The 21,193-nt window shown below is 41.7% G+C and carries 23 protein-coding genes; 11 read left to right on the forward strand and 12 right to left on the reverse strand.

The window, feature by feature from the left end; all coding sequences use genetic code 11:
- Nucleotides 1–16: 16 nt before the first annotated feature.
- Nucleotides 17–2,023 carry a tetratricopeptide repeat protein gene (locus tag FD723_RS24005; protein WP_179067602.1) on the reverse strand — a complete coding sequence of 669 codons (2,007 nt, stop codon included), beginning with the start codon at nucleotides 2,021–2,023 and terminating at the stop codon, nucleotides 17–19.
- A gap of 323 nt (nucleotides 2,024–2,346) precedes the next feature.
- On the opposite strand from FD723_RS24005, the gene FD723_RS24010 reads away from it, so the two are divergent.
- From FD723_RS24010 to FD723_RS24020, 3 genes are all read left to right on the forward strand, one after another.
- Nucleotides 2,347–2,808: a DUF4079 domain-containing protein gene (locus FD723_RS24010; RefSeq protein ID WP_179067603.1), complete on the forward strand. Its 462-nt coding sequence runs from the start codon at nucleotides 2,347–2,349 to the stop codon at nucleotides 2,806–2,808.
- A gap of 172 nt (nucleotides 2,809–2,980) precedes the next feature.
- Nucleotides 2,981–3,547 carry a hypothetical protein gene (locus FD723_RS24015; protein ID WP_179067604.1) on the forward strand — a complete coding sequence of 189 codons (567 nt, stop codon included), beginning with the start codon at nucleotides 2,981–2,983 and terminating at the stop codon, nucleotides 3,545–3,547.
- Nucleotides 3,548–3,699: 152 nt separating this feature from the next.
- A complete protein-coding gene (locus FD723_RS24020) occupies nucleotides 3,700–4,473 on the forward strand; it encodes an ATP-binding cassette domain-containing protein (protein WP_372743767.1) in 774 nt (257 codons plus the stop codon).
- 68 nt (nucleotides 4,474–4,541) lie between these two features.
- Here FD723_RS24020 and FD723_RS24025 read toward each other — a convergent pair whose 3' ends face one another.
- On the reverse strand, nucleotides 4,542–5,315 hold the full coding sequence (locus FD723_RS24025; protein ID WP_179067605.1) for a response regulator transcription factor: 774 nt from the start codon (nucleotides 5,313–5,315) through the stop codon (nucleotides 4,542–4,544).
- 582 nt (nucleotides 5,316–5,897) lie between these two features.
- On the opposite strand from FD723_RS24025, the gene FD723_RS24030 reads away from it, so the two are divergent.
- Nucleotides 5,898–6,146: a DUF6761 family protein gene (locus tag FD723_RS24030; protein WP_179067606.1), complete on the forward strand. Its 249-nt coding sequence runs from the start codon at nucleotides 5,898–5,900 to the stop codon at nucleotides 6,144–6,146.
- Nucleotides 6,147–6,624: 478 nt separating this feature from the next.
- On the opposite strand, the gene grxD is transcribed toward FD723_RS24030, so the two are convergent.
- From grxD to FD723_RS24065, 7 genes are all read right to left on the reverse strand, one after another.
- On the reverse strand, nucleotides 6,625–6,948 hold the full coding sequence (gene grxD, locus FD723_RS24035; RefSeq protein WP_179067607.1) for a Grx4 family monothiol glutaredoxin: 324 nt from the start codon (nucleotides 6,946–6,948) through the stop codon (nucleotides 6,625–6,627).
- 105 nt (nucleotides 6,949–7,053) lie between these two features.
- On the reverse strand, nucleotides 7,054–7,311 hold the full coding sequence (locus FD723_RS24040; RefSeq protein WP_179067608.1) for a BolA family protein: 258 nt from the start codon (nucleotides 7,309–7,311) through the stop codon (nucleotides 7,054–7,056).
- A gap of 241 nt (nucleotides 7,312–7,552) precedes the next feature.
- Nucleotides 7,553–8,161, reverse strand: a complete 609-nt coding sequence (locus tag FD723_RS24045) for a hypothetical protein (protein WP_179067609.1) — start codon at nucleotides 8,159–8,161, stop codon at nucleotides 7,553–7,555.
- Between the two features lie 382 nt (nucleotides 8,162–8,543).
- Complete coding sequence (locus FD723_RS24050; RefSeq protein WP_179067610.1) at nucleotides 8,544–9,299, reverse strand: 1-acyl-sn-glycerol-3-phosphate acyltransferase; 756 nt, start codon at nucleotides 9,297–9,299, stop codon at nucleotides 8,544–8,546.
- A gap of 117 nt (nucleotides 9,300–9,416) precedes the next feature.
- Nucleotides 9,417–9,902, reverse strand: a complete 486-nt coding sequence (tadA, locus tag FD723_RS24055; RefSeq protein ID WP_179067611.1) for a tRNA adenosine(34) deaminase TadA — start codon at nucleotides 9,900–9,902, stop codon at nucleotides 9,417–9,419.
- 170 nt (nucleotides 9,903–10,072) lie between these two features.
- Nucleotides 10,073–10,387 (reverse strand): glutaredoxin 3, encoded by a 315-nt coding sequence (gene grxC, locus FD723_RS24060; protein WP_179067612.1) that lies wholly within the window; start codon nucleotides 10,385–10,387, stop codon nucleotides 10,073–10,075.
- Between the two features lie 48 nt (nucleotides 10,388–10,435).
- Nucleotides 10,436–11,008: a DUF981 family protein gene (locus tag FD723_RS24065; protein WP_179067613.1), complete on the reverse strand. Its 573-nt coding sequence runs from the start codon at nucleotides 11,006–11,008 to the stop codon at nucleotides 10,436–10,438.
- A 333-nt stretch (nucleotides 11,009–11,341) separates the two neighbouring features.
- Between FD723_RS24065 and glpX the strand changes: the two genes are divergently transcribed.
- The 4 genes from glpX (at nucleotide 11,342) to FD723_RS24085 (ending at nucleotide 15,200) form a co-directional block, all read left to right on the forward strand.
- Nucleotides 11,342–12,379: a class II fructose-bisphosphatase gene (glpX, locus tag FD723_RS24070; protein WP_179067614.1), complete on the forward strand. Its 1,038-nt coding sequence runs from the start codon at nucleotides 11,342–11,344 to the stop codon at nucleotides 12,377–12,379.
- Nucleotides 12,380–12,610: 231 nt separating this feature from the next.
- The gene (locus FD723_RS24075) at nucleotides 12,611–13,897 is read left to right on the forward strand and encodes a glutamyl-tRNA reductase (RefSeq protein ID WP_179067615.1); all 1,287 of its coding nucleotides are present in this window, start codon (nucleotides 12,611–12,613) and stop codon (nucleotides 13,895–13,897) included.
- A 105-nt stretch (nucleotides 13,898–14,002) separates the two neighbouring features.
- Nucleotides 14,003–14,563: a metalloregulator ArsR/SmtB family transcription factor gene (locus FD723_RS24080; RefSeq protein WP_179067616.1), complete on the forward strand. Its 561-nt coding sequence runs from the start codon at nucleotides 14,003–14,005 to the stop codon at nucleotides 14,561–14,563.
- 46 nt (nucleotides 14,564–14,609) lie between these two features.
- Entirely contained in the window at nucleotides 14,610–15,200 is a 591-nt protein-coding gene (locus FD723_RS24085) for a Uma2 family endonuclease (RefSeq protein ID WP_179067617.1), read from the forward strand.
- A 142-nt stretch (nucleotides 15,201–15,342) separates the two neighbouring features.
- Here FD723_RS24085 and FD723_RS24090 read toward each other — a convergent pair whose 3' ends face one another.
- The 3 genes from FD723_RS24090 to FD723_RS24100 form a co-directional block, all read right to left on the reverse strand.
- Nucleotides 15,343–16,035 carry a Uma2 family endonuclease gene (locus FD723_RS24090; RefSeq protein WP_179067618.1) on the reverse strand — a complete coding sequence of 231 codons (693 nt, stop codon included), beginning with the start codon at nucleotides 16,033–16,035 and terminating at the stop codon, nucleotides 15,343–15,345.
- A 276-nt stretch (nucleotides 16,036–16,311) separates the two neighbouring features.
- Entirely contained in the window at nucleotides 16,312–17,094 is a 783-nt protein-coding gene (locus tag FD723_RS24095) for an ABC transporter ATP-binding protein (protein ID WP_179067619.1), read from the reverse strand.
- Nucleotides 17,084–18,217 carry a branched-chain amino acid ABC transporter permease gene (locus tag FD723_RS24100; RefSeq protein WP_179067620.1) on the reverse strand — a complete coding sequence of 378 codons (1,134 nt, stop codon included), beginning with the start codon at nucleotides 18,215–18,217 and terminating at the stop codon, nucleotides 17,084–17,086. Before FD723_RS24100 ends, FD723_RS24095 begins: the two co-directional genes overlap by 11 nt.
- Nucleotides 18,218–18,408: 191 nt before the next feature.
- Between FD723_RS24100 and FD723_RS24105 the strand changes: the two genes are divergently transcribed.
- The 3 genes from FD723_RS24105 to FD723_RS24115 all read left to right on the forward strand — a co-directional run bounded on the left by FD723_RS24105 (nucleotide 18,409) and on the right by FD723_RS24115 (nucleotide 20,955).
- Complete coding sequence (locus FD723_RS24105) at nucleotides 18,409–18,606, forward strand: hypothetical protein (protein WP_179067621.1); 198 nt, start codon at nucleotides 18,409–18,411, stop codon at nucleotides 18,604–18,606.
- A gap of 232 nt (nucleotides 18,607–18,838) precedes the next feature.
- A complete protein-coding gene (locus tag FD723_RS24110; RefSeq protein ID WP_256874913.1) occupies nucleotides 18,839–19,096 on the forward strand; it encodes a cytotoxic translational repressor of toxin-antitoxin stability system in 258 nt (85 codons plus the stop codon).
- 272 nt (nucleotides 19,097–19,368) lie between these two features.
- On the forward strand, nucleotides 19,369–20,955 hold the full coding sequence (locus tag FD723_RS24115; protein WP_179067622.1) for a glucose-6-phosphate isomerase: 1,587 nt from the start codon (nucleotides 19,369–19,371) through the stop codon (nucleotides 20,953–20,955).
- Nucleotides 20,956–21,193 lie beyond the last annotated feature (238 nt).

The raw sequence follows: 21,193 nt of genomic DNA on the forward strand, positions 1-21,193 counted from the left end.
GTACTAGTATTACGAATTAGTAAATTACTTTCGCACAAGTTTCTTTTCCTCGTTTTGCGGGTTGGTAATTAGGTTTGAGCTTCAAAGCTTTATCGAAAGCCACGTTCGCTTTTTCGGTTTGCTGGAATTTACACAGGCTCAATCCCAAATAGTACCAGACCTCAGCTTTTTGAGTATCAGTTAGCTGATGATGATCTAGAAGAAAATAAAATTGTGCGATCGCTTGATCGTCTTGCTTTAAGCCTTGTAGTGCAATCCCTTTACCCCGTAAAGCTACAAAATATTGGTTATTGTATTTTAATGCCTGTTCGTAGGCTTTTAGAGAGCCTTCATAATCTTGTTTTTGCAATAAAACTTTACCTTGATAGCTAAAAGCAATGGCTAACTCTTTGGCGTTTGCATCTTTATGTTCAACTTCCCAAATTTGTTTTAAAAGCTCAATTCCTTGATTAATAGTATTAAGGGCTGCATCTGGTTGCTTTAGTGCTAGTAGTACTTCAGTTTTATTAATCCAGAATACAGGATCTTTAGAGTTGAGTATAATCGCTTTATCAAAAGCTGCGATCGCTTCCTGATATTGTTTGAGGTTATATAAAGCTTCCCCTTTACAATTCCAGGCATAAACGGCTTCTGGATTAATGATAGTTGCGGTAGTGCATGATTCTAACATCTGGTTGTAGTCTTTGAGTCCAGCCAGTGCATAGCCTCGGTTAGTCCAAGATTGGTAGTAATTGCTATCAAATTTTAAAAGGTTGTTATATTTTGCGATCGCTTGTTGATAATCTCCTTGCTGTAATAAAACATTACCTCGCTTGAAAGTTATTTCTACTTGTAACCATTTGAATACATTCAGACCAAAAAACATCAAGCCAGAACCACAGACCATTAAACCAGCTATTGCTAGCAATATCAAAAATCGTTTAGTTATTCTAGATTCAGGACGCGCAATCAGATTGCTGGCATTGAAATTATTAGCTGGTGAGATGGTTGTATTGGCCAATGAGGCAGAAAGTATTTTCTCTAGCTCCAGGTTTACCCAATTGCGATTAAAAACTGCTTGGTAAATCCGGTTCCCAAGTTTTAGTTTGTCTTGTTCTTGGATTATTAATCCTAGATGCAGCAGTTCTGCCTGTTCTAGACTATCTTCGGTTGGTAATTCGCCCTCTTGCCAAATTTGCTGGTACATTTCCAACAGAGATAACGGATCGCATTGCTGATTGTGGAGCATCCTTTCATGTATCTCTTGCAAATGCTCGGCGGCGACTTGAGTTTCCCAATTGTTAATCAAGTAGGTTTGTACTACTTGATTAACAATTGCTGCTTCTGCACCTGCGGCAATATGATTTGGCGATTCTGCAAGCAATTGACAAATTTTTTCAGTGAGAGTCGGTTGTCCATCTGTCCAGAATTGTACTTCTGCCAGCAAAGCTTTCGGACAACTAGCTATTTCATCTAATTTGAATAATTCTATAGTACTAAGGCTAGACACTCCTAACCCTGCTGATTCTTGCTCTCCCGAATTGAAAGTAAAAACTGAATACTCAATGGGGTTTGAGATTTTAAAATTGTTCTGCTGTGGTACTACCATTTTCAAATGCAGTTCTTTCTGCGCTGACCTGTGATTATTTGAAATTTCTTCCTGCTGATGCAGTTGGGATTCTAAAGCAAAATTCTCCAGAAAAAATTTAATTGTAGTAGGCTTCAACCAACCCTTAAGTACTGCTAATTCCCCAAAAAGAAGTTTATTCTGTGGTTGTTCAGCAAGTATAGTTATGATTTGGTGTTCATTTAATAGGCCCGCTTCTTCTAAATATTTACCCAAGGGCTGTTTTGGTTTCTGCTCTACAAAAGCCGGCCACTCCTGAGAGAAAAAATCAGCCGTTTCTTGTTTAAGCCATCCATGCAAGACTAGAATTTCACCAAGCCTCAACCCAGCAACTTGGGTCTGCTCTTTGAGAGCAATCTCTACCTGCTCAGATGAAATAAGGTCAGCCTGTTGTAAAACTTTACCAAGGGGCTTCATAATCAAAGAGAATATATTAAATTATGAAAGTAGAAAAACAGATTATTTTTTATTTGAGTTATCAAAGACTTATATTATCATTCATGTAGCAATTTTGACTATTCTAAATTTATTAATTAATACTAATGCTTTATAAAATGACGTTTGGGCTAGGTATATCTGCGTTTAGGTCTGTACAGGCTGTGGATATGCGACATCTACTTTTTTGATTATCATTATTATTTAGCAAATATTGGAGTCGGCGATCGCTGACAATTATTCAGTTTACATAGTTTGTGACCTTAAGCGAACCCTATTGTCTCATCTCATCTACAATCATTCTTATGAATCTGCCTTCATTTCTTTGGTTGTGGAAAATAGCCGCCTGGTCAATGGGGTTATCCCTGCTGGCATATCTGATGTTAGCAGTCAGCGGTGTTTGGATGTTTCGGGCGAGAACTTCGCAGCAATTCTCTTTTATTACCTCATTTATGGGTGGAAATAAAGGAGTGCGATCGCTCCACTATACAATGGGCATCAGCATGGTAAGTTTAGTGTTACTACTGCTAGCAATAGGTATTGTTGGTACTTTAGGACACTTTGGTTCTTTAGGTCACTCGTCACACCTTATCGCTGGATTGATCGTGGTAGCACTAGTTTTACTATCTGCTTTCAGCGCGACGCAAATTAGTGCTAGACAACCTTGGGCTAGACCCTTACACATCGGCGTAAATATTATTTTGTTTGTTGGATTTGCCTGGGTATCCCTGACTGGTTGGATTGTAGTACAGAAGTATTTACCATGAACTACCACACATCAACTACTAGTCTGTCAATAAATAAATAATTGATGGATAAATAAATTCCTTGTAGAGACGGCGATTTATCGCGTCTCTCTAAACGTCAAAATTAATTTGACAGACTACTACCAGGGATATAGACCTAACCTACAATGAAAAAAAACATTGTAATTGAGCCGTGACAGCAAACTCAGCCACTATCTCACCTTCTGTTTTTCGTCTGTCTCCCTTGATTCGGATAACATTGCTGAGTCTATACATAGCACTCACAGTCCCATTACCCTTTTTATCGCAGGTAACAGCTGCACCCGTACCCCCAGAATTATTGTGGATAGGGATTAGCATCGGCTTAGTCGCCTTGTATGCGGTCTTGACAGAACAAGTAATAGTAGATGAGCAGGGAATTAAAGTTACTTACCCCGCCTGGGTTCCTAGCTTTTTTCGTAAAGGGTGGTTTTTACCTTGGTCAGATATCAAAGAGTTAAAACCCCGCAGCACGGGTCAAGGAGGCTTAGTTTATTACTTCCTCAGCCAAGATGGCAAAGCTTATTTACTACCAATGCGTGTAGCTGGATTTGCCCGTCTAGTGCAAATTGTCCAAGCAAAAACGAGCATTGACACTACAGATATTCGCCCTTTAGCACAGCCTTGGATGTACCTAATTTTACTAGGATTCACACTGCTGCTACTATTAGTCGATGGCTGGGCGATCGCTACAGCCTTAACTACCAAACAATTAACTTAAAATTGGATATGGGGCATAGGGCATAGGGCATTGGAAGGTGTGGGGGGTGTGGGAGGAGAGGGAAGAAAAATTCTCATCTCCCCACACTCCCCACACTCCCTCATCTCCCCAATCCCCAGTCCCCAGTCCCCAATCCCCAGTCCCCAATCCCCTTGAATACAGCAAAAGCCACACTCAGGCTAGAGCAAGTTAATCTGTTTACAAAGCTGAAAACCCAACTTCCTGGCAATCAACAGGGATACCCTATATTGCAGGATATTTCCTTAGAAGTATTCCAGAGCGAACGCATTGCCATTGTAGGCCCAGTAGGCGCTGGGAAAACTTCGTTATTATGCCTCCTCAACCGCTTAATTGAACCCACGAGTGGTAAACTCTATCTAGAAAATCAAGAGTATCGCCAGATTCCTGTCATCCAGTTACGGCAGAAGGTTGTACTTGTATTACAAGAGTCAAAGCTGTTAGGGATGACAGTTGGGCAAGCCTTGGCTTATCCTTTAGTTTTGCGTGGTTTACCCAAACAGACAATTCAGCAACGAGTCAATCATTGGACAGAACAAATCCAGATTCCCAATGAATGGTTAGGGCGAACAGAGGTACAACTTTCTGCCGGACAAAGACAACTAGTAGCGATCGCTCGTGCCTTAGTCATCCAGCCTAAAATATTATTATTAGACGAGCCAACCTCTGCCCTTGATGCTGGTACAGCTCCTCATCTAATGCAAGTACTAACCCAGTTGAGTCAAACTCATCAAACCACGATTCTGATGGTAAATCAACAACTGGAACTAGCTCAGATGTTTTGTACTCGGTTATTACACCTACAACAAGGTCATTTATTCGCAAATCAAAAAGTCTCTGAGATAGACTGGGTTGAGTTACGAAAAAGCTTAATTAAAGCAGAAGCTCAAGACGATTTTGGATTTTAAATTTTGGATGGATATTAGGTATTAGGTATAAATCTTCCCAGTCCCCAATCCCTAATCCCCAGTTCCCATCACACTTGACTACTACTAAGTGTTGAACGTTGATTATTAAATCTCTCTCTTGCTAACTTTGTTGTTTGTGACTGTGAAATGTTGGTATTCAAAATTTCCATATTAAAACGGTATCCAACATTACGGATAGTTTGAATCAAATTAGGTTGCCGGGGGTCAAGTTCAACCTTTTTCCGCAGCGATAAAACGTGAGTATCAATGGTACGAGGGTTATCAATAGCGTCCGGCCAAGCACGACGCAATAATTCCGACCTACTTAGAGGTACTCCCCCAGCTTGTGCCAAAACGTATAGCAAACTGAATTCCTGGGGCGTTAAGTCAATGAACTCCCCCTGAAAACGGACGCGGCGCTGAACTAAATCGATTTGCAAAGTGCCATAATCCAAATAAGCTGGTGCAGTAGGTGTGCGCTTCCGGCGAATTAGTGCCTCTACCCGTGCCAAAAACTCTTGCATCCCAAAAGGTTTGCTCAAGTAATCATCTGCACCCGCCTTTAAACCTGCAACGATATCAGCTTCACTATTACGAGCAGATAGCATTAAGATTAGAGGCTGTTGCTGACGATGCAACCAACGACAAAACTCAATGCCATCACCATCAGGTAGGTCTGCATCTAAAATTACCAGTGTTGGTTGATGGCTTAAAAATACTTCCCTTGCTTGATAAATACTGGCAGCTTGATGCACACGGTATTCCAGTTGTTGCAAGTGCCAACCCAACAACGACCTCAGATGGGGATTCCCCTCAATGATTTCTATACAAACCGAACCCACGGTGGCAAGACCCCTTAGCGTCTGATGACTTTCAAAGTAACAAGCCCATCTCTAAGGTTTTGTAGCCTTTGTTACTTCAATTGCTATTAACTTTACATTTCCTAATAAAAAGCGTGTCAATATCTTTAATTTATGCCTTGCAGAAAGGCAATTAGAAATATTATTAAATTTTTATTAAATTTCTCGGAAGTGTTGTTAGACTTATTAAAAGTTCTTTTAGCGTAACATTTACATGGAAATGGATGTAATGTGGCAAATATCCATAACCTAACCAGCTAACCGTTAATACAACAGCTTTTCAACTTGATGGCAAAAGTAGATTTTTCACCAAAATTAGTGCCCACATTTAGGAACATAACACCAATACAATTGGGCTGTTGATCGTAAAAATTAGAAAAATAACTTAGCAGCTAACTAGAATCGATGTTTTCTGGAATAGGATTAAAGTAGCTTGTAGCTGCTACGAGGGTACTACCCAAAGTAGATGTGTAGACTTTGAGTTGATGCCAAAGTGAAATTACAGTTCACTTTCGAGCGTGAATCATTTACAATTCTCATTCCAAAGAGATTAATACAGCAGTTATGCTCCAAGACACACAAACCATCCGCTATTACCAAAGACTTACCGATGCCTTCATCGAGCTATGGAATCGCGGTTATCGCACGGATGATATGCGGATGTATTTGGATGGATATCTAGCCGCACTGCGACATAGCAATGTCATTGAACCTTTCCTGATTCATCGCCTAGAACAGGAAGCCAGCCGCTACTTGTACGATGGATCAAATTTTGCAGTGCCGCAACCACAGCCACAGCCAGATTACTACTAAGTACCATTTACTTGGTCATTGATAGTAACCGCTAATTACCGCAGATGATTATAGCATATTATCTGTATTGGTCAACGGTTTGCCGTGGTGTGAGATTTTGGAGATATTGTATTGATTAAACGCGTCCCCTCAGCCCCATATTGGTTTTGCCAATGTGACTGAGGGGATTGTTGACGTAACTATAAATTTACTTCGGTTAAAACTCAATCCACCCTAATCCTCTTTAAAAAGGAGTGGAATTAGAGCAAGTCTTTTTCATATCCTGATTTTGTCAAGAGTATGAGTGAGAAACTTAGGGAAGTAATCGAAAAATTATCATCTCAACGAGTCAATCTATTTTTATCAGAAACCTATTAAAAAAACCTTGAAAGGGGAGATAAATAGTATTTCCCCTTTCAAGGACATTAAAAACAGTACATTGCCTTGATTAAAAAGCGCTAATTCAACAGTACGCCCCTAGTTTGTTGTAAACAAGACGTTATGAGGCTATAGCGACTTCTACCTTTTGCTGCAATTCACCTTTTTGGTACAGTTCAATCAAGATGTCAGAACCACCAACGAATTCACCATTGATATAAACTTGGGGAATTGTGGGCCAGTTAGAGTATTCTTTAATTCCCTGACGGATTTCAGAGTCGGATAGAACGTCAATTGTCTCGAAGGGAACTCCCAAGGTATTGAGAATCTGCACAACGTTGTTGGAGAAACCACATTGGGGCATTAACTTGTTTCCCTTCATGAAAACCAAAATCTTGTTCTGTTTTACCAAGTTATCAATTTTTTCTTTGAGTTCTGGCGTCATGGTATTTGTGTTTCCTATGTTGCATTAAGAGAGTGAGGAGTGAAGAGTAAGGAGTGAGGGGTTAAAAATTCATAATTCATAACTCCTAACTTCTGACTCATAACTTTAGGAACTTGCTGTTGCTTGCCATGCTTCAGGAGTGTATGTTTTTAATGCCAAGGCATGAATCGCTTCAGTTGACATAGCTTGTCCCAACGCACCATAAATTAACTGATGCTGTTGCACTAGTCCTTTACCTGCAAAGCGCGATGAAACTACTGTCACCTGATAGTGGTCCCCGCCACCAGTCAAGTCTTGCACCTGAACCTGGGCGTCTGGCAGTTCCGCCTTGATCATTGCCTCAACCTGCTGCGGACTAATCATCGCAATTCCTGAAAAAACTTACTTTTCTATTATTAACAGATATAGAGCAAATACCTGTGCCAATTTCAGGTTTTGGCAAGGACAGTAATAAATGCGCCTCAGAGGTATATTTTTGAGAACGCTGAGGAAAGACTATGGCAGATAATCCTATCCTAGCACTGGGCGTTCCAGGGCGCTGTTCAGGGAGAGAAGGATGTGAAAGATGAGGGAGATGGCGAAAAACAGGCAACAAAAATTTAATTTATTTTTTTGGGGATGAGGAAGATGAATTACCACCTTCTTTGGGATAGGGAGAATCGACAAAACCCAATTCAAACAACTGTTTATAGGCTTTTTTGCCTAAATCCCGCGTCGGGTTTTGACTTTTAATTATTTGAATCAACAATGGTACAGCTAATTCTGGCTGATTTTGTGCCCGATGTACCAATGCTAACTGAAAGGTTGCTTCATCTCGTTTTTGGGCTGTTAATAGAGCTTTTTGACGTTGAGAATCAGAAACTCTATTGTCAATTCCCGAAAAGCTAGAATTTAACTCTTGATAAAAATTAGATAGCTGATTATAAACCTGACGTGCTTCTTGCAGTTTCTTGGCAGCTAAGGGGTAGTTTTGAGCAGAAACAGCTTGTTCTGCCTCTTTTACTAAGCGATCGCCACCTGCAATGCTCAAAAGGCTGTTACTTTCGGTTACGGGGCGAAGATTATTCGGATCGTTGGGGTCAATGGGTTGCGGTTGGCTGGTAGTGCCTGGTAACTGTGGTACCTGAGCATTCACAGGTGATAGCAGACTGAGGACTGCCATAACTGATAAAACAGTACGGTGCATCAAGGTAACAGCGGCAGCAGTGTTCATGGGATCAATTAGTGCGACAACTAGATAAAAGAGTTATGGAAACTTCGGGTATCTTAACTCTGTTTTGGTCTTGGACAAAGCAAAGTTACATCCTAAGTATCTCTGATTTAGACTAAAAATCGGTTTAATAGAGTTCCCATTACCCCTGTATACCAATTAACTTCTATCGCAGTGACGAGCGATACATATACTACAATGCAGTTCAGTTAGCCCCAAAAACCTTAAGTTGTGTAGAAACCCAACATTTTCATAGCTTTGTTGGGTTGCGCTTTGCTTCACCCAACCTACAATTTTTCTTAACTTTTTTTACTCAGCACTGTTTCGGTGATGTCTCCAGTTCACACTTCCAAAAATTTTGTTTTTACCAGTAATATTTACGACATTAAGAATTAGTAATTTCTGCAAATGCGTGATTAGTAACTTTTGTTTCTTGATGACTTAGTTGTTGCAGTGCCTTGGCTAAATCAACTGTAATACTTTTGGCATCTTGTTTTATACATCCACTCATGTAATCCCTTACCCTAATTGGGGAACCAATGTCAATACTCACATCTGTACCCCAATTGGGATAAGGTTGGCTGTAATTAATGCCTATAGGTATAATTTTCACTCCCAGCCCCGAATGACTAGATTCAGCATTCAAAGCAAGACGAGCAATTCCTGGTTTCAACTGGTGAACTTGACCATCACGAAAAATGTTACCTTCTGGAAAGATTACCAGGGTTTTTTGTTGCTGAAGTAGCTCGACTCCATGTCGCAGCGTGCGGATTGATGGATGCTTTGAATTTACAGGAAACCCACCCAAACGTCGGACAAACCAGCCTTGCAAACCTTGGCATTCGTCAATTGTCACCATAAACCGCAAGTCTTGTTTTCTCAGACAAGCGGTAGCATAGGGTACGAGCAAGGCATCCCAACGCGCCCGATGGGTAGGTGCAAGGATCACAGGCCCAGTTATGGGGATATTTTTTTGTCCGGTTATTCTAATTTGTCCAAAGAATAATGGTAATAAGCAGTGACGCCCTAATAAATGTGCCAGAGGACTTAACCAAGGAGAAACCTTTGAGGTAGCACTATCTACCTGAGGATTTACTGGTGTGCGCTGGCAGTTATCGGATGAAGAATAAAATTCCATCATGACGGATGCAGCTAGCTGATTGACAGGTAAAAATTTAACGAAAAGTCTGATTAGTTACACCGTAGATTCTCTTGCGTGAATTGTGTCGTACTAGATGGACAGTTTTACCTCTGTCCGTTATTTTCCCCGACGCCGCCTAGTGGCAAACCAAGTCTGTAATTGCTGACGACAAGCTGACTCCAGAATGCCTCCGATTACTTGTAAGCGGTGATTTGAAGCAGCGCTATCGGGTATGTTAATAACTGTACGAATTGCGCCAGTTTTTGTATCGTCTACTCCATATACAAGTAGTCCTAGACGCGCTTGCAAAATCGCACCTGCACACATCGGACAAGGTTCGAGAGTTACGTAGAGGGTGCATTCATTAAGATGCCAATTTTGTAAAGTTGTTGCAGCTGTCTTGAGAGCGAGAATTTCCGCATGAGCGGTAGGATCTTTATCGCGCTCTTTTCTGTTTTCTCCTTGTGCTAGCAATTTGCCTGTTGAATCAATGATAACAGCACCGACAGGGATTTCACCTGCATCACCTGCTGTTTTTGCTAATTCTACGGCATAACTCATCCATTTTTGATGTATAAGATATTCTGTATACTTAGTTAGCATCTTCTTATGAATGCCTGATGTGCAACTTAATATTCTGACCTCTCTCTAAATGACCAATACTGTGCGGTTAAGGCAAGAGACGTGATGAATTGCCGTTTCTACAATCATCAGAGACGCGATGAATCGCCGTCTCTACAATAATCTTTCGTCTTGACGGCGATTTATCGTGTCTAAATAGCGACTTGGGCTAAAAGGGGATCGAGTTGACTTTGTGTGTCTAGCTGATAAAGGTCATCGCAGCCACCAATGTGCTGGTTATTAATAAAAATTTGTGGTACTGTACGGCGACCGTTAGCGCGTTCTGCCATTTTGGCTCTGGCTGCTTCGTCACCGTCGATTTTGTATTCAGTAAAATTTACGCCTTTCCACCACAGCAGTATTTTGGCACGAATGCAGTAAGGACAAGTTTGCCATGTGTAAAGTTCGACATTGGCTTTGACTCGCTCTGGATGGCGATTGAAAAGGGGATTAAGAAAGTCCAGCATATTGATCTTAAGCAAGGTTTTAACTATGTTTCTAGCCTAGAACATTGCTTACCGCATCGGCGCTGGAACCCACTTTTGGAAACTCTCTAAATGATTCCAGTAAGACAAATATCCAGTCAATGCCCAAATTAGAGCGGCTACTATCAGCACTGCTACGCCAATTAGCCGCCAGGTTCGGTTGGTTTTCCAATAAAGGGTTGGCGCGGCAAAAATACCACCTAAGCCAGTTAAAATAAAGCCGATTCCCGATAAAAGCGGTTGCTTTGTCAAATTTAAGTTGATAATGCGGATACCGACTACGATCGCAACTGCACCAGCAAAGAAGCCGTAAATTGCTATTGTCAATAAATCCCAACCTTGAGCCAGGGCGATCGCCGCTGCAATAAACAAGATTCCAAATAGGACACTCGTCTCACCAAAGGCAATATTAAAGCTTCCGATAACTGGCCAAGTGAAGCTCATGTGTAAACCAGTTGTAACTGCGATCGCACCCGTAATTCCAAAACCCGGAATCCACTGTCTTTGATTAGAACTATCTATACCACGATACACATAGTCAGCTAGTAGAAATAAGCCAGCCACCATGTTAATTAACATGAGGGTGATGTAGTCGATAAACACGATTAACCTCTTAATTTAACAAGCTCTTTATTCTGCACCTCGTTTTTCAGTTTTTAGTGAATTTAGCAGCTTTTTTCTTCATTATTTTATACCTAAAGATAGATACTGAATAACTGCTACCCATTTGTAATAGTTTTTAACTTAGTTAATTTTGAACACGCTTTATACTGAAATACTAAGGGTAAAAAACAAGGATGTCTTAAATGGCACTTTTGTAACCAGTTAGCAGTAAAACTTAACTTTCCTCCACGTGTATCCGCCCTTTGGTAGACTTGAAAACTGAAATAGGCAGATGAAACGACGCAAATTCAAGCAGCTGAGAGGGTAGACTCTGTGGAAAATACACTTGGGTTAGAGATTATTGAAGTAGTGGAACAAGCGGCGATCGCATCCGCAAAGTGGATGGGGAAAGGCGAAAAAAACATCGCTGACCAGGTAGCTGTAGAAGCGATGCGGGAACGGATGAATAAAATCCACATGCGTGGTCGCATCGTCATCGGGGAAGGCGAACGCGACGACGCACCGATGCTATACATCGGAGAAGAAGTTGGTATCTGTACCCAACCAAATGCTGAAAGTTTCTGTAACCCAGATGAACTAATTGAAATTGATATCGCAGTTGACCCCTGTGAAGGTACGAACTTGGTAGCTTATGGACAACCTGGTTCGATGGCTGTGTTGGCAATTTCTGAAAAGGGCGGATTATTTGCTGCTCCTGACTTTTACATGAAAAAGTTAGCAGCACCTCCCGCAGCTAAGGGTAAGGTAGACATCAACAAGTCAGCCACGGAAAACCTGAAGATTCTCTCTGAGGTTTTAGACCGGGGTATTGATGAACTTGTAGTAGTAGTCATGAAGCGCGAACGCCATAACGATTTAATTAAAGAAATTCGTGAGGCTGGAGCGAGAGTCGCCCTAATTTCAGATGGTGATGTGGGTGCAGCTATCAGCTGTGGTTTTGCTGGAACTAATATCCACGCGCTGATGGGTATCGGTGCGGCTCCTGAAGGTGTAATCTCGGCAGCAGCAATGCGTGCTTTGGGTGGACACTTCCAAGGTCAACTGATCTACGATCCAGCAGTAGTAAAAACAGGTCTGATTGGAGAAAGTAAAGAAGCCAACATAGAGCGTTTAAAGTCTATGAATATCAATGACCCCGATAAGGTCTATGATGCTCATGAACTGGCATCTGGTGAAACTATTCTGTTCGCTGCTAGCGGCATTACCACTGGTAATCTCATGCAAGGTGTGCGTTTCTTCAAGGATGGGGCAAGAACTCAAAGCTTGGTTATTTCCAACCAGTCGAAAACGGCTCGATTTGTTGACACAATTCACTTGTTTGGTGAACCAAAAGTTCTTCAACTGAACTAATTTTTAGGGAATGGGGAATGGTAAAAGTAGGGGCGAAGCATAAGGAAAAAAATCTTTCTATAAAACAGAAAAGTAGTCACCAAAATGCTTACCCTTACAGTAGTTAGTAGTTAGTAGTTAGTGATTAATTGTTGGTTGCAAAAATATCAACCAAGAAACAAAAATTCCCCATTCCCTATTCTCCTTCAATACCAGATTGCCAACTACCAACTAGTAACTACAATTTAGCAAATGAATATAGCAGTGGTGGGGTTAAGCCATAAGACAGCCCCAGTAGAAGTCCGGGAAAAACTGAGCATTCCAGAATCACAAATTGAAAGTGCGATCGCTCAGTTGGCTAGCTATCCCCATATAGACGAAGTTGCAATTCTTAGCACTTGTAACCGCCTGGAAATTTACATTGTTACCAGTGAAGCAGACCAAGGTATCCGGGAAGTTACCCAGTTTCTTGCAGAATTCAGTAAGTTACCTGGGCAGTCTTTGCGACAGCATTTGTTTATGCTGCTACATGATGATGCCGTGATGCATGTGATGCGGGTAGCAGGTGGTTTAGATAGTCTGGTTCTCGGAGAAGGTCAAATTCTGGCTCAGGTGAAGACTACTCACAAACTGGGGCAGCAATATAGCGGTATAAAAACCATTTTGAATCGATTATTTAAACAAGCGCTAACAGCTGGTAAGCGGGTTCGCACTGAAACTAGTATTGGTACTGGGGCTGTATCTATTAGTTCGGCAGCTGTGGAGTTAGCACAGATAAAAGTGGCAAATTTAGCTGCTTGCCGAGTGGTAATTTTGGGTGCTGGTAAAATGTCGCGGTTGCTGGTGCAACACCTACTTTCTAAAGGTGCTGTACAAATTAGTATTGTAAACCGCTCTCGCGATCGCGCCCTAGAATTAACAAAGCAATTCCCTCAGCAACCGATCAATATTCATCCGCTATCGGAAATGATGAGCGTAATTGCCGATAGTGATTTGGTATTTACAAGTACTTCGGCAACAGAGCCAATACTTGACCGCGCCAAATTGGAAATGGTTTTAGAAGTTCAGCGCTCTTTAATGTTATTTGATATCTCTGTGCCGCGTAATGTTCATACGGATGTAAACGAATTAGAAAACGTGCAGGCGTTTAATGTGGATGATTTGAAGGCAGTAGTGGCACAAAACTACGAAAGCCGTCGCAAGATTGCACAGGAAGCCGAGCGACTTTTAGAAGAAGAAGTGGAAGCCTTTGATATTTGGTGGCGCAGTTTAGAAACTGTTACCACTATTAGCTGTCTGCGAAATAAAGTCGAAACCATCCGCGAACAAGAGTTAGAAAAAGCTTTATCGAGATTGGGTTCGGAATTCGCTGAAAAACATCAAGAGGTGATTGAAGCATTAACACGGGGAATTGTCAATAAAATTTTACATGACCCGATGGTGCAATTGCGATCGCAGCAAGATGTGGAAGCCAGAAGGCGCTGTATGCAAACTCTGCAAATGCTGTTCAACCTCGATGCAGAGGAACAGTTTAGTTAAATTAAACAACAAGTTAGATCCCCGACTTCGTAAAAGTTGTCGGGGATCTTTTGTTTTAAATTAGATATACTTCTAATTAGATAGATATCTAATTAGAAGTTAGTTATGCAGCCAGAGCAATTTAACATATTACTGCGCTTTTTCAAGGCATTAGCGGATGATAGCCGATTGAAGATTGTAGGTATCCTGGCGAATCAGGAGTGCAGCGTCGAAGAATTGGCGGTGCTACTGCAACTCAAGGAACCGACAGTATCTCATCATTTAGGGAAACTGAAGGAGCTAAATTTGGTGACAATGCGCCCTGAAGGTAATAGTCGGCTATATCAATTGGATAGCGAGGCTTTGCAAAGCATTAGCAAGGAAATTTTTACACCTGAGAAAATAGCATCCTTGATTGGGGATGTGGATACTGAAGCTTGGGAAAGCAAAGTGTTGAAAAACTATTTCGAGGGCGACCGCCTCAAAGAAATTCCTGCTAGTCGCAAAAAGCGCCTAGTTATTCTTAAGTGGTTAACAAACCAGTTTGATGTCGGAGTCAACTACCCTGAACGCCTTGTAAATGACATTCTCAAGCGCTACCATCCTGACTGCGCCACCCTGCGACGGGAGTTGATTGCTTGCCAGTTAATGCAGCGAGAGGATGGGGTTTATTGGCGTATAACATAGGTATGAAAGATGAATAAGCAACCGCACAATCATAGGTCGTATTTTTATGCAGTTAGAAACACAAAAAATATATTACACACCTGAAGAGTATTTAGAAATTGAAGAAAAAGCAGAATATAAAAGCGAATACCGTGATGGAGAAATTGTACCGATGACAGGCGGCACTACAAATCATAATAAAATTGCTTTGAATTTAGCTGCATCCTTAAAAATTGCTTTAAGGCGTAAAAATTATGATGTTTATATTGGTGATGTACGTTTATGGATACCCCGTTATCGGCAGCATACGTATCCCGATGTGATGGTGATTGAGGGACAACCTATTTATACAGGAACTAGCACAACAACGGTTATGAACCCGATGTTAATTGCTGAAGTTTTATCTAAATCGACTAAAAATTATGACCAGGGCGATAAGTTTCTTTATTATCGCTCTATTCCCGAATTCAAGGAATATATTTTAATTGACCAATACCAGTATCATGTGATGCAGTATGTAAAAACTGCGGAAAGTCAATGGTCATTCACTGAACTTGAACATGAATCTGCAATTTTATCACTGCAAACAGTTGATTTTCAGATTGAATTGCGCGACCTTTATGAGCAAGTCAATTTTGCAGAAAATAACGAAGATTGAAATAATGATGTAATTGCGAGCAAGATATGCAAACTCTGCAAATGCTGTTCAACCTGGATGCAGGGGAACAGTTTAATGAAACTCAACAACAAACAAGATCCCCGATTTCTTTAAGAAGTCGGGGATCTAAACTTTTCGATTTTCACAAGAGTTGTTCTGGGTCAATTCCCCGTTCTTGCAGTCGTGTCAATAAATCTTGATATCGTTGGCGTTCTTCCTCTAGTTGCTGGAGAGCTATTTCTTTAGCTTGACGTTCTTGTGTACGTACTTGGTCAAGCTCAACAGGTGTAAGAAATTTATATCCATCAAGGCGATATATTTCTAGGGTTTGTGGGGTGAGTTCAAAGCGGATTCCCAAACGGGGACTTATCCATCCATGAATCTGATTAATTTCCTGTAACCAATCTTCTGAGCGCAGAAAACCTGTTAATTCATTTCGGTCTGGGTCGTAAATGTAATATTCTTCAACTCCATAGCGTTGATAAAACAGGAGTTTATTTGCCATTTCTTTAGTTGTATTACCAGGAGATAATATTTCAAATACCACCTGTGGCGGAATATTATCTTCTTCAAATTGCTTGTAAGAGCCCCTATCTACTTTGGGTCTACCAAACACTACCAGAATATCTGGTGCTTGTTTGATGTTAGGATTGCTTGCAACTGGATACCAAAATAAATCTCCGGCGATGAATACATCTGGTTGGGATGCAAATAAAATTTCTAAATTTTCTTTAATAGTTACTATCCAGCGAAACTGCTTGGTATTATCCGCCATTGGTTGTCCGTCGCTTTCGGGGTAGATGACCTCAGATGCGGTATTAGGAGTGATTACCATAATGCTACGCCTCCACTCTTGGGCTTTCTCATAGTTTAGATGGTGGGATGGAAGTTGTGAGCTAATAATGGTAATTATGTACTAATTAAATATTGAGCGATCGCTATAAAATATTGTTGATCGTGCGATCGCCTCTTCTTCAACGACAAACACGCACCGAAAAGTGTAGAAATATTATTCCTACACTTTTGCAATTTAGCGATCGCTAAATTGCAAACCAGGATTCGAGTTTCATCTAGTAATCTAAAATCGCATAAACAGAAAATTCATAGCAGTTTATTTGCCCAAATAAGCTTCTAGAACTTTGGGATTAGTTTGAATCTCCGAGGGTGTACCGTCAGCTAAATTTTGTCCTTCAGCAAGTACCCAAACACGATCGCACAAGGACATCACCACATCCATATTGTGTTCGATAATCAAAAAAGTCATGCCATCTTGGCGGTTCCAAGTGATAATGCGATCGCAAATATCATCAATCAGCCTGGGATTCACCCCGGCGGCTGGTTCATCCAACAAAATTAACTTGGGATTAGTCATCAACGCCCGTCCCATTTCTAGCAGCTTACGTTGTCCACCAGACAAGCAACCAGCATAATCGTGTGCTTTTTTTTCCAAGCCCACTGATTCTAATAAAAACATTGCTCGCTCTTCGAGTTGCTTTTCTTCCTTGGCGACAATGTGCGGTTGCAACTGCACCTGCCAAAAATTTTCACCAGTTTGTTTTTGCGCCGCCAGCAGCATATTTTCTAACACCGACAACCGCGAAAGAGTGCGTGCAACCTGAAAAGTGCGGATTACCCCCTGCTGGGCGATTTGATATGGTTGCAAATTGTGAATTGGTTCGCCATCAAAAATCACTCGTCCCTTGTCGGGGCGGATGAAGTTTGAGAGTAAGTTAAATAAAGTAGTTTTTCCAGCACCATTGGGGCCAATTAAGCCCGTAATGCTGCCTTTAGCAACTTCGATTTTCGCCTCATTAACTGCTTTGACACCGCCAAAGCTTTTAGAAAGTCCAGTGGCTACCAAAAGGGGAAGTGGGGATGAATAGTTATTTACCAAGGGTGAGTTCCTCCTTTTTCCCTAAGATACCTTGAGGACGCCAAATCATCAGTACCATCAAAATTAGTCCGATTACCATGATCCGAAATGCACCCAAACGAGCTTCATCAAGGGGGACGATTCTAGGTAAGACTTCTCGCGTTAGCGCATCGTAAGCAAAGAAAATTACCGCACCTAAGATTGTGCCAACGTTATTCCCAGAACCACCTAAAATCACCATAATCCAAGTGTCAAAGGTAATTTGCGGTTGAAAGTTATCAGGGTAAATAGCGCCCAGTTGCCAAGCGAAGAAAGCACCAGCGATACCCGCGATCGCACCCCCTAACATTAATGATTGTAATTTATACCAAAAGACATTTTTTCCCAGCGCCTTGGGAATTTCTTCATCTTCACGGATGGCTTTGAGAATTCTACCCCAAGGCGATCGCACCAAAATTTCTAACCGCCAGTATACAAGTGCCAAAACCAGCAGCAACACTAGCATTAAACCCGCTTTTGGGTTGTAATTATACAGTCCAATCACCCCGGAAATATAAATTGCTGCCGCCAAAATTGCTAACACAATTCCTACACCCAAACGCGATACGAATTCTTGCTTGCTAGTTGTCCTTTTGCCTAAATCAGTAGTCCGAGATACTTGAGTAGTACGAATCCATCGCCATAAGGTAAAGAAAGTTACAGCAGCTAGCAGCGTTAACAACCCAATCATCCCAAATCTGACAAACAAATTCGGTTCTGTGGATAGGGGTATGGAATAACTTTGCACACCAAACGCCCCAGAAATCCAGGTATCACCGACAGGTAAATCTTGATTATTCACCACCAAGCGAATTAATTCGCCCGTACCAATGGTGACAATTCCTAGATAATCTTCCCGTAAGCGTAGAGTTGCAAAACCAATTATCAAACCCAACAAGGCGGCGACAATTGCCCCAGCTATTGCCGATATCAGTAGGGGTACACCCTTTAAGCTTAACAATACGGTTGTATATGCTCCCAGAGTCATGAAAGCAATATGACCAAAGTTAATGAGTCCAGTGAAGCCCCATTGCAAATTGAGTCCGAGTGCGAATAGAGCGAAAAGTGCTGTAGAAATTGCTAAGAAAATTAGATAGTCAACCATATTTTGGAATGGGGAGTGGGGAGTGGGGAGTGGGGAATGGGGAATTGGGAATCGTTATTTTCGCTTGTGCCCTACTCCCTACTCCCCACTCCCACTCACTAAGCGAATAAATTTTAGCGTAGCTTGAGCGTAGCTAATTTTATGGGAATACTATCTATTGTTGGTGTTTGCTGGTAGGGAATAATTGACGTATGAATTTGCTGCGACTGAGAATGCATCATCTAATCGAGCAATTAGGTGATGACGATTTGCAAGACATTTGGAACGTTCTGGAAGGTTTATATTATGACTTTTATATGCTCAAAGCGATACAACAGGTTAAGCGATCGCAGCAACCGTGGGATATCTTAACCCATGAAGAAGCGGTAAGACTGTTGATGTTTTTCTAATTCAGCAGCGCTTTTAGTAGTGCTGAGTGCTGAGTGCCCAGTAGTAGCCCATAGTTAAAACTAAGGGATTAGTTATGATTAGGAAGAAATTTATTTATTATTTAGAACTAAAGTCAGAGGATTTAGATCCATATACTGAATTGTAAGTCTTAGTACTGGTTCTTGACTCAGCACTCAGCACTTTCAACTCAGCACTCTTTGGCCCCTCAAGTTTTGGTGAAGGTAACGCCCAGTGAGTCTGGAAATGCGCTATGCAAGGTCTTTTTTACTAGACCTGAAGAATCTAGAACCTGCCGCCTACGAGCGGGTGTATGATTTTGTTTTTATTGAGTTAGCCCAAAAGTGGCAGTTGAGTGATTTACAAGAACTACGACAGCTTGATGGTGAAGGCATTTTTCACCGCTTCACCCTAGATAATTATCTGATTGGTATAGAAATCAGGGGTGAAATTGTGAAATTTCTGCGTGTCATCCCTATGCCAGATGTTTAAACTGAGGAGTCAATCAATTTTGAATTTTGGAATTGCGGATTTTGGATTTGTTCCACCCACGTTCGCTTTCTTGGCACGTTCGCGGTAGCGACTGGTAAAGAAGTGCGGGGCATCAACCGAAATAATTTTTAATCTAAAATCTAAAATCTAAAATCTAAAATTGGCACGGTTAAGGGAACACTGAAAACTGTAAACTGTATAAGGCTAGGCAGGGATCGCTATAACCTTACATTAAACTGGTTTTTGAAAAACACTTTATTTGAGATTTCCCTATGGATGCTAGGGCACTTTGGCAACGATACCAAAACTGGTTATATTTCCACGAGGGATTGGGATTGTACTTAGACGTGAGTCGGATACGGTTCGATGATGCCTTTGTGGAATCGTTGCAGCCGAAGTTTGACAAGGCGTTTGCGGATATGGCTCAACTAGAGAAGGGTGCGATCGCAAATCCCGATGAGAACCGCATGGTTGGACACTACTGGCTGCGAAATCCTGATTTAGCGCCAGCGCCGGAACTTACACAAGAAATAGTCCAAACCCTAGAACAAATCGAAGCCTTTGCGGAAAAAGTCCAAACAGGTGCTATTCATCCTCCCAGAGCAAGCCGCTTTACGGATATTATCTCCATTGGCATTGGTGGTTCCGCCCTCGGCCCCCAATTTGTCGCGGAAGCTCTCGCTCCTGATTTCCCGCCCCTGAAACTTCACTTTATCGATAACAACGATCCAGCAGGTATCGATCGCGTTCTCAATCATCTGCGAAATAGCCTCGCTAGCACTCTGGTGTTGGTAATCTCCAAATCTGGGGGAACACCGGAACCCCGCAACGGCATGATTGAAGTTAAAAAAGCCTACGCTGGACACAATTTGGAGTTTGCTCAATATGCGGTAGCAATTACCAGCGTTGATAGCAACCTCGATAAGCTGGCTAAAGATGAAGGCTGGCTAGCTAGATTTCCCATGTATGACTGGGTAGGAGGACGTACCTCAGAAATGTCTGCTGTGGGGCTAGTACCCGCCGCATTACAGGGGATTGATGTTCGTGCCATCCTAGATGGCGCAAAAGAGATGGATGACGCTACCCGCGTCCCAGATGTGAAAAATAACCCAGCAGCCTTACTCGCCTTGTCTTGGTACTTTACTGGCAACGGCAAGGGCGAAAAAGATATGGTTGTCCTACCTTACAAGGACAGCTTATTTTTATTCAGCCGCTATTTGCAACAGCTGGTGATGGAATCCTTGGGCAAAGAAAAAGACTTAGACGGTAATGTTGTCCATCAAGGCATCGCCGTTTATGGCAACAAAGGCTCAACAGACCAACACGCTTACGTCCAGCAGTTACGCGAAGGTGTAGCGAATTTCTTTGCTACCTTCATCGAAGTGTTGGAAGATCGTCAGGGCCCATCCACTGAAATAGATCCGGGAGTTACATCAGGCGATTATCTTTCCGGTTTTCTCCAAGGAACCCGGCAAGCGCTTTATGAAAATCACCGCGATTCCATTACAGTTACGATTCCCCAAGTTAATCCCCGAACTGTAGGGGCATTAATTGCTTTGTATGAACGCGCTGTTGGTTTATACGCTAGTTTGGTTAATGTCAACGCCTACCATCAACCAGGGGTAGAAGCTGGCAAAAAAGCTGCCGCCTCCATTCTGGATTTGCAAACACGAGTGGTAGCAGTACTACAAAAAGAAAAAACTCCCCTTTCTCTTGACGAACTCGCCGAGAAAGCAGGCGCATCAGATCAAGTTGAGGCAATTTACAAGATTTTGCGTCATATCCACGCCAATCAGCGAGGTGTAGTTTTACAAGGTGATCTTCAGAAACCCGGTAGTTTGAAGGTTTCTGCTAGCTGATAGCTCTAGTCTAAATATCACGTTTTATCTATAATTGTTGTATCTGCAACAATTTTTTATTGTGAAGCATCCTAGATAGAAGATATATCTTCCGTCTAGGATGCTTCACTGTGTAATTCGTAATTCGTAATTCGTAATTCGTAATTCGTAATTCGTAATTAACTTCTCTCTGGGTTCTCAATACTGTTCGGTTAAGGCAAGAGACGCGATGAATCGCCGTCTCTACAATAATTATTTT

The organism is Nostoc sp. C052, assembly GCF_013393905.1.
Taxonomy (GTDB): Bacteria; Cyanobacteriota; Cyanobacteriia; order Cyanobacteriales; family Nostocaceae; genus Nostoc.

What these genes read in the sequence shown, in the direction of transcription:
- FD723_RS24085 (WP_179067617.1), top strand. Translation starts at nt 14,610, where the DNA reads ATGCAGTTAGAAACACAAAAAATATATTACACACCTGAAGAGTATTTA.
- FD723_RS24075 (WP_179067615.1), top strand. Translation starts at nt 12,611, where the DNA reads ATGAATATAGCAGTGGTGGGGTTAAGCCATAAGACAGCCCCAGTAGAA.
- FD723_RS24080 (WP_179067616.1), top strand. Translation starts at nt 14,003, where the DNA reads ATGCAGCCAGAGCAATTTAACATATTACTGCGCTTTTTCAAGGCATTA.
- FD723_RS24115 (WP_179067622.1), top strand. Translation starts at nt 19,369, where the DNA reads ATGGATGCTAGGGCACTTTGGCAACGATACCAAAACTGGTTATATTTC.
- FD723_RS24090 (WP_179067618.1), bottom strand. Translation starts at nt 16,035, where the DNA reads ATGGTAATCACTCCTAATACCGCATCTGAGGTCATCTACCCCGAAAGC.
- grxD (WP_179067607.1), bottom strand. Translation starts at nt 6,948, where the DNA reads ATGACGCCAGAACTCAAAGAAAAAATTGATAACTTGGTAAAACAGAAC.
- grxC (WP_179067612.1), bottom strand. Translation starts at nt 10,387, where the DNA reads ATGCTGGACTTTCTTAATCCCCTTTTCAATCGCCATCCAGAGCGAGTC.
- FD723_RS24005 (WP_179067602.1), bottom strand. Translation starts at nt 2,023, where the DNA reads ATGAAGCCCCTTGGTAAAGTTTTACAACAGGCTGACCTTATTTCATCT.
- tadA (WP_179067611.1), bottom strand. Translation starts at nt 9,902, where the DNA reads ATGCTAACTAAGTATACAGAATATCTTATACATCAAAAATGGATGAGT.
- FD723_RS24100 (WP_179067620.1), bottom strand. Translation starts at nt 18,217, where the DNA reads ATGGTTGACTATCTAATTTTCTTAGCAATTTCTACAGCACTTTTCGCT.
- FD723_RS24105 (WP_179067621.1), top strand. Translation starts at nt 18,409, where the DNA reads ATGAATTTGCTGCGACTGAGAATGCATCATCTAATCGAGCAATTAGGT.
- FD723_RS24030 (WP_179067606.1), top strand. Translation starts at nt 5,898, where the DNA reads ATGCTCCAAGACACACAAACCATCCGCTATTACCAAAGACTTACCGAT.
- FD723_RS24010 (WP_179067603.1), top strand. Translation starts at nt 2,347, where the DNA reads ATGAATCTGCCTTCATTTCTTTGGTTGTGGAAAATAGCCGCCTGGTCA.
- FD723_RS24045 (WP_179067609.1), bottom strand. Translation starts at nt 8,161, where the DNA reads ATGAACACTGCTGCCGCTGTTACCTTGATGCACCGTACTGTTTTATCA.
- FD723_RS24040 (WP_179067608.1), bottom strand. Translation starts at nt 7,311, where the DNA reads ATGATTAGTCCGCAGCAGGTTGAGGCAATGATCAAGGCGGAACTGCCA.
- FD723_RS24050 (WP_179067610.1), bottom strand. Translation starts at nt 9,299, where the DNA reads ATGATGGAATTTTATTCTTCATCCGATAACTGCCAGCGCACACCAGTA.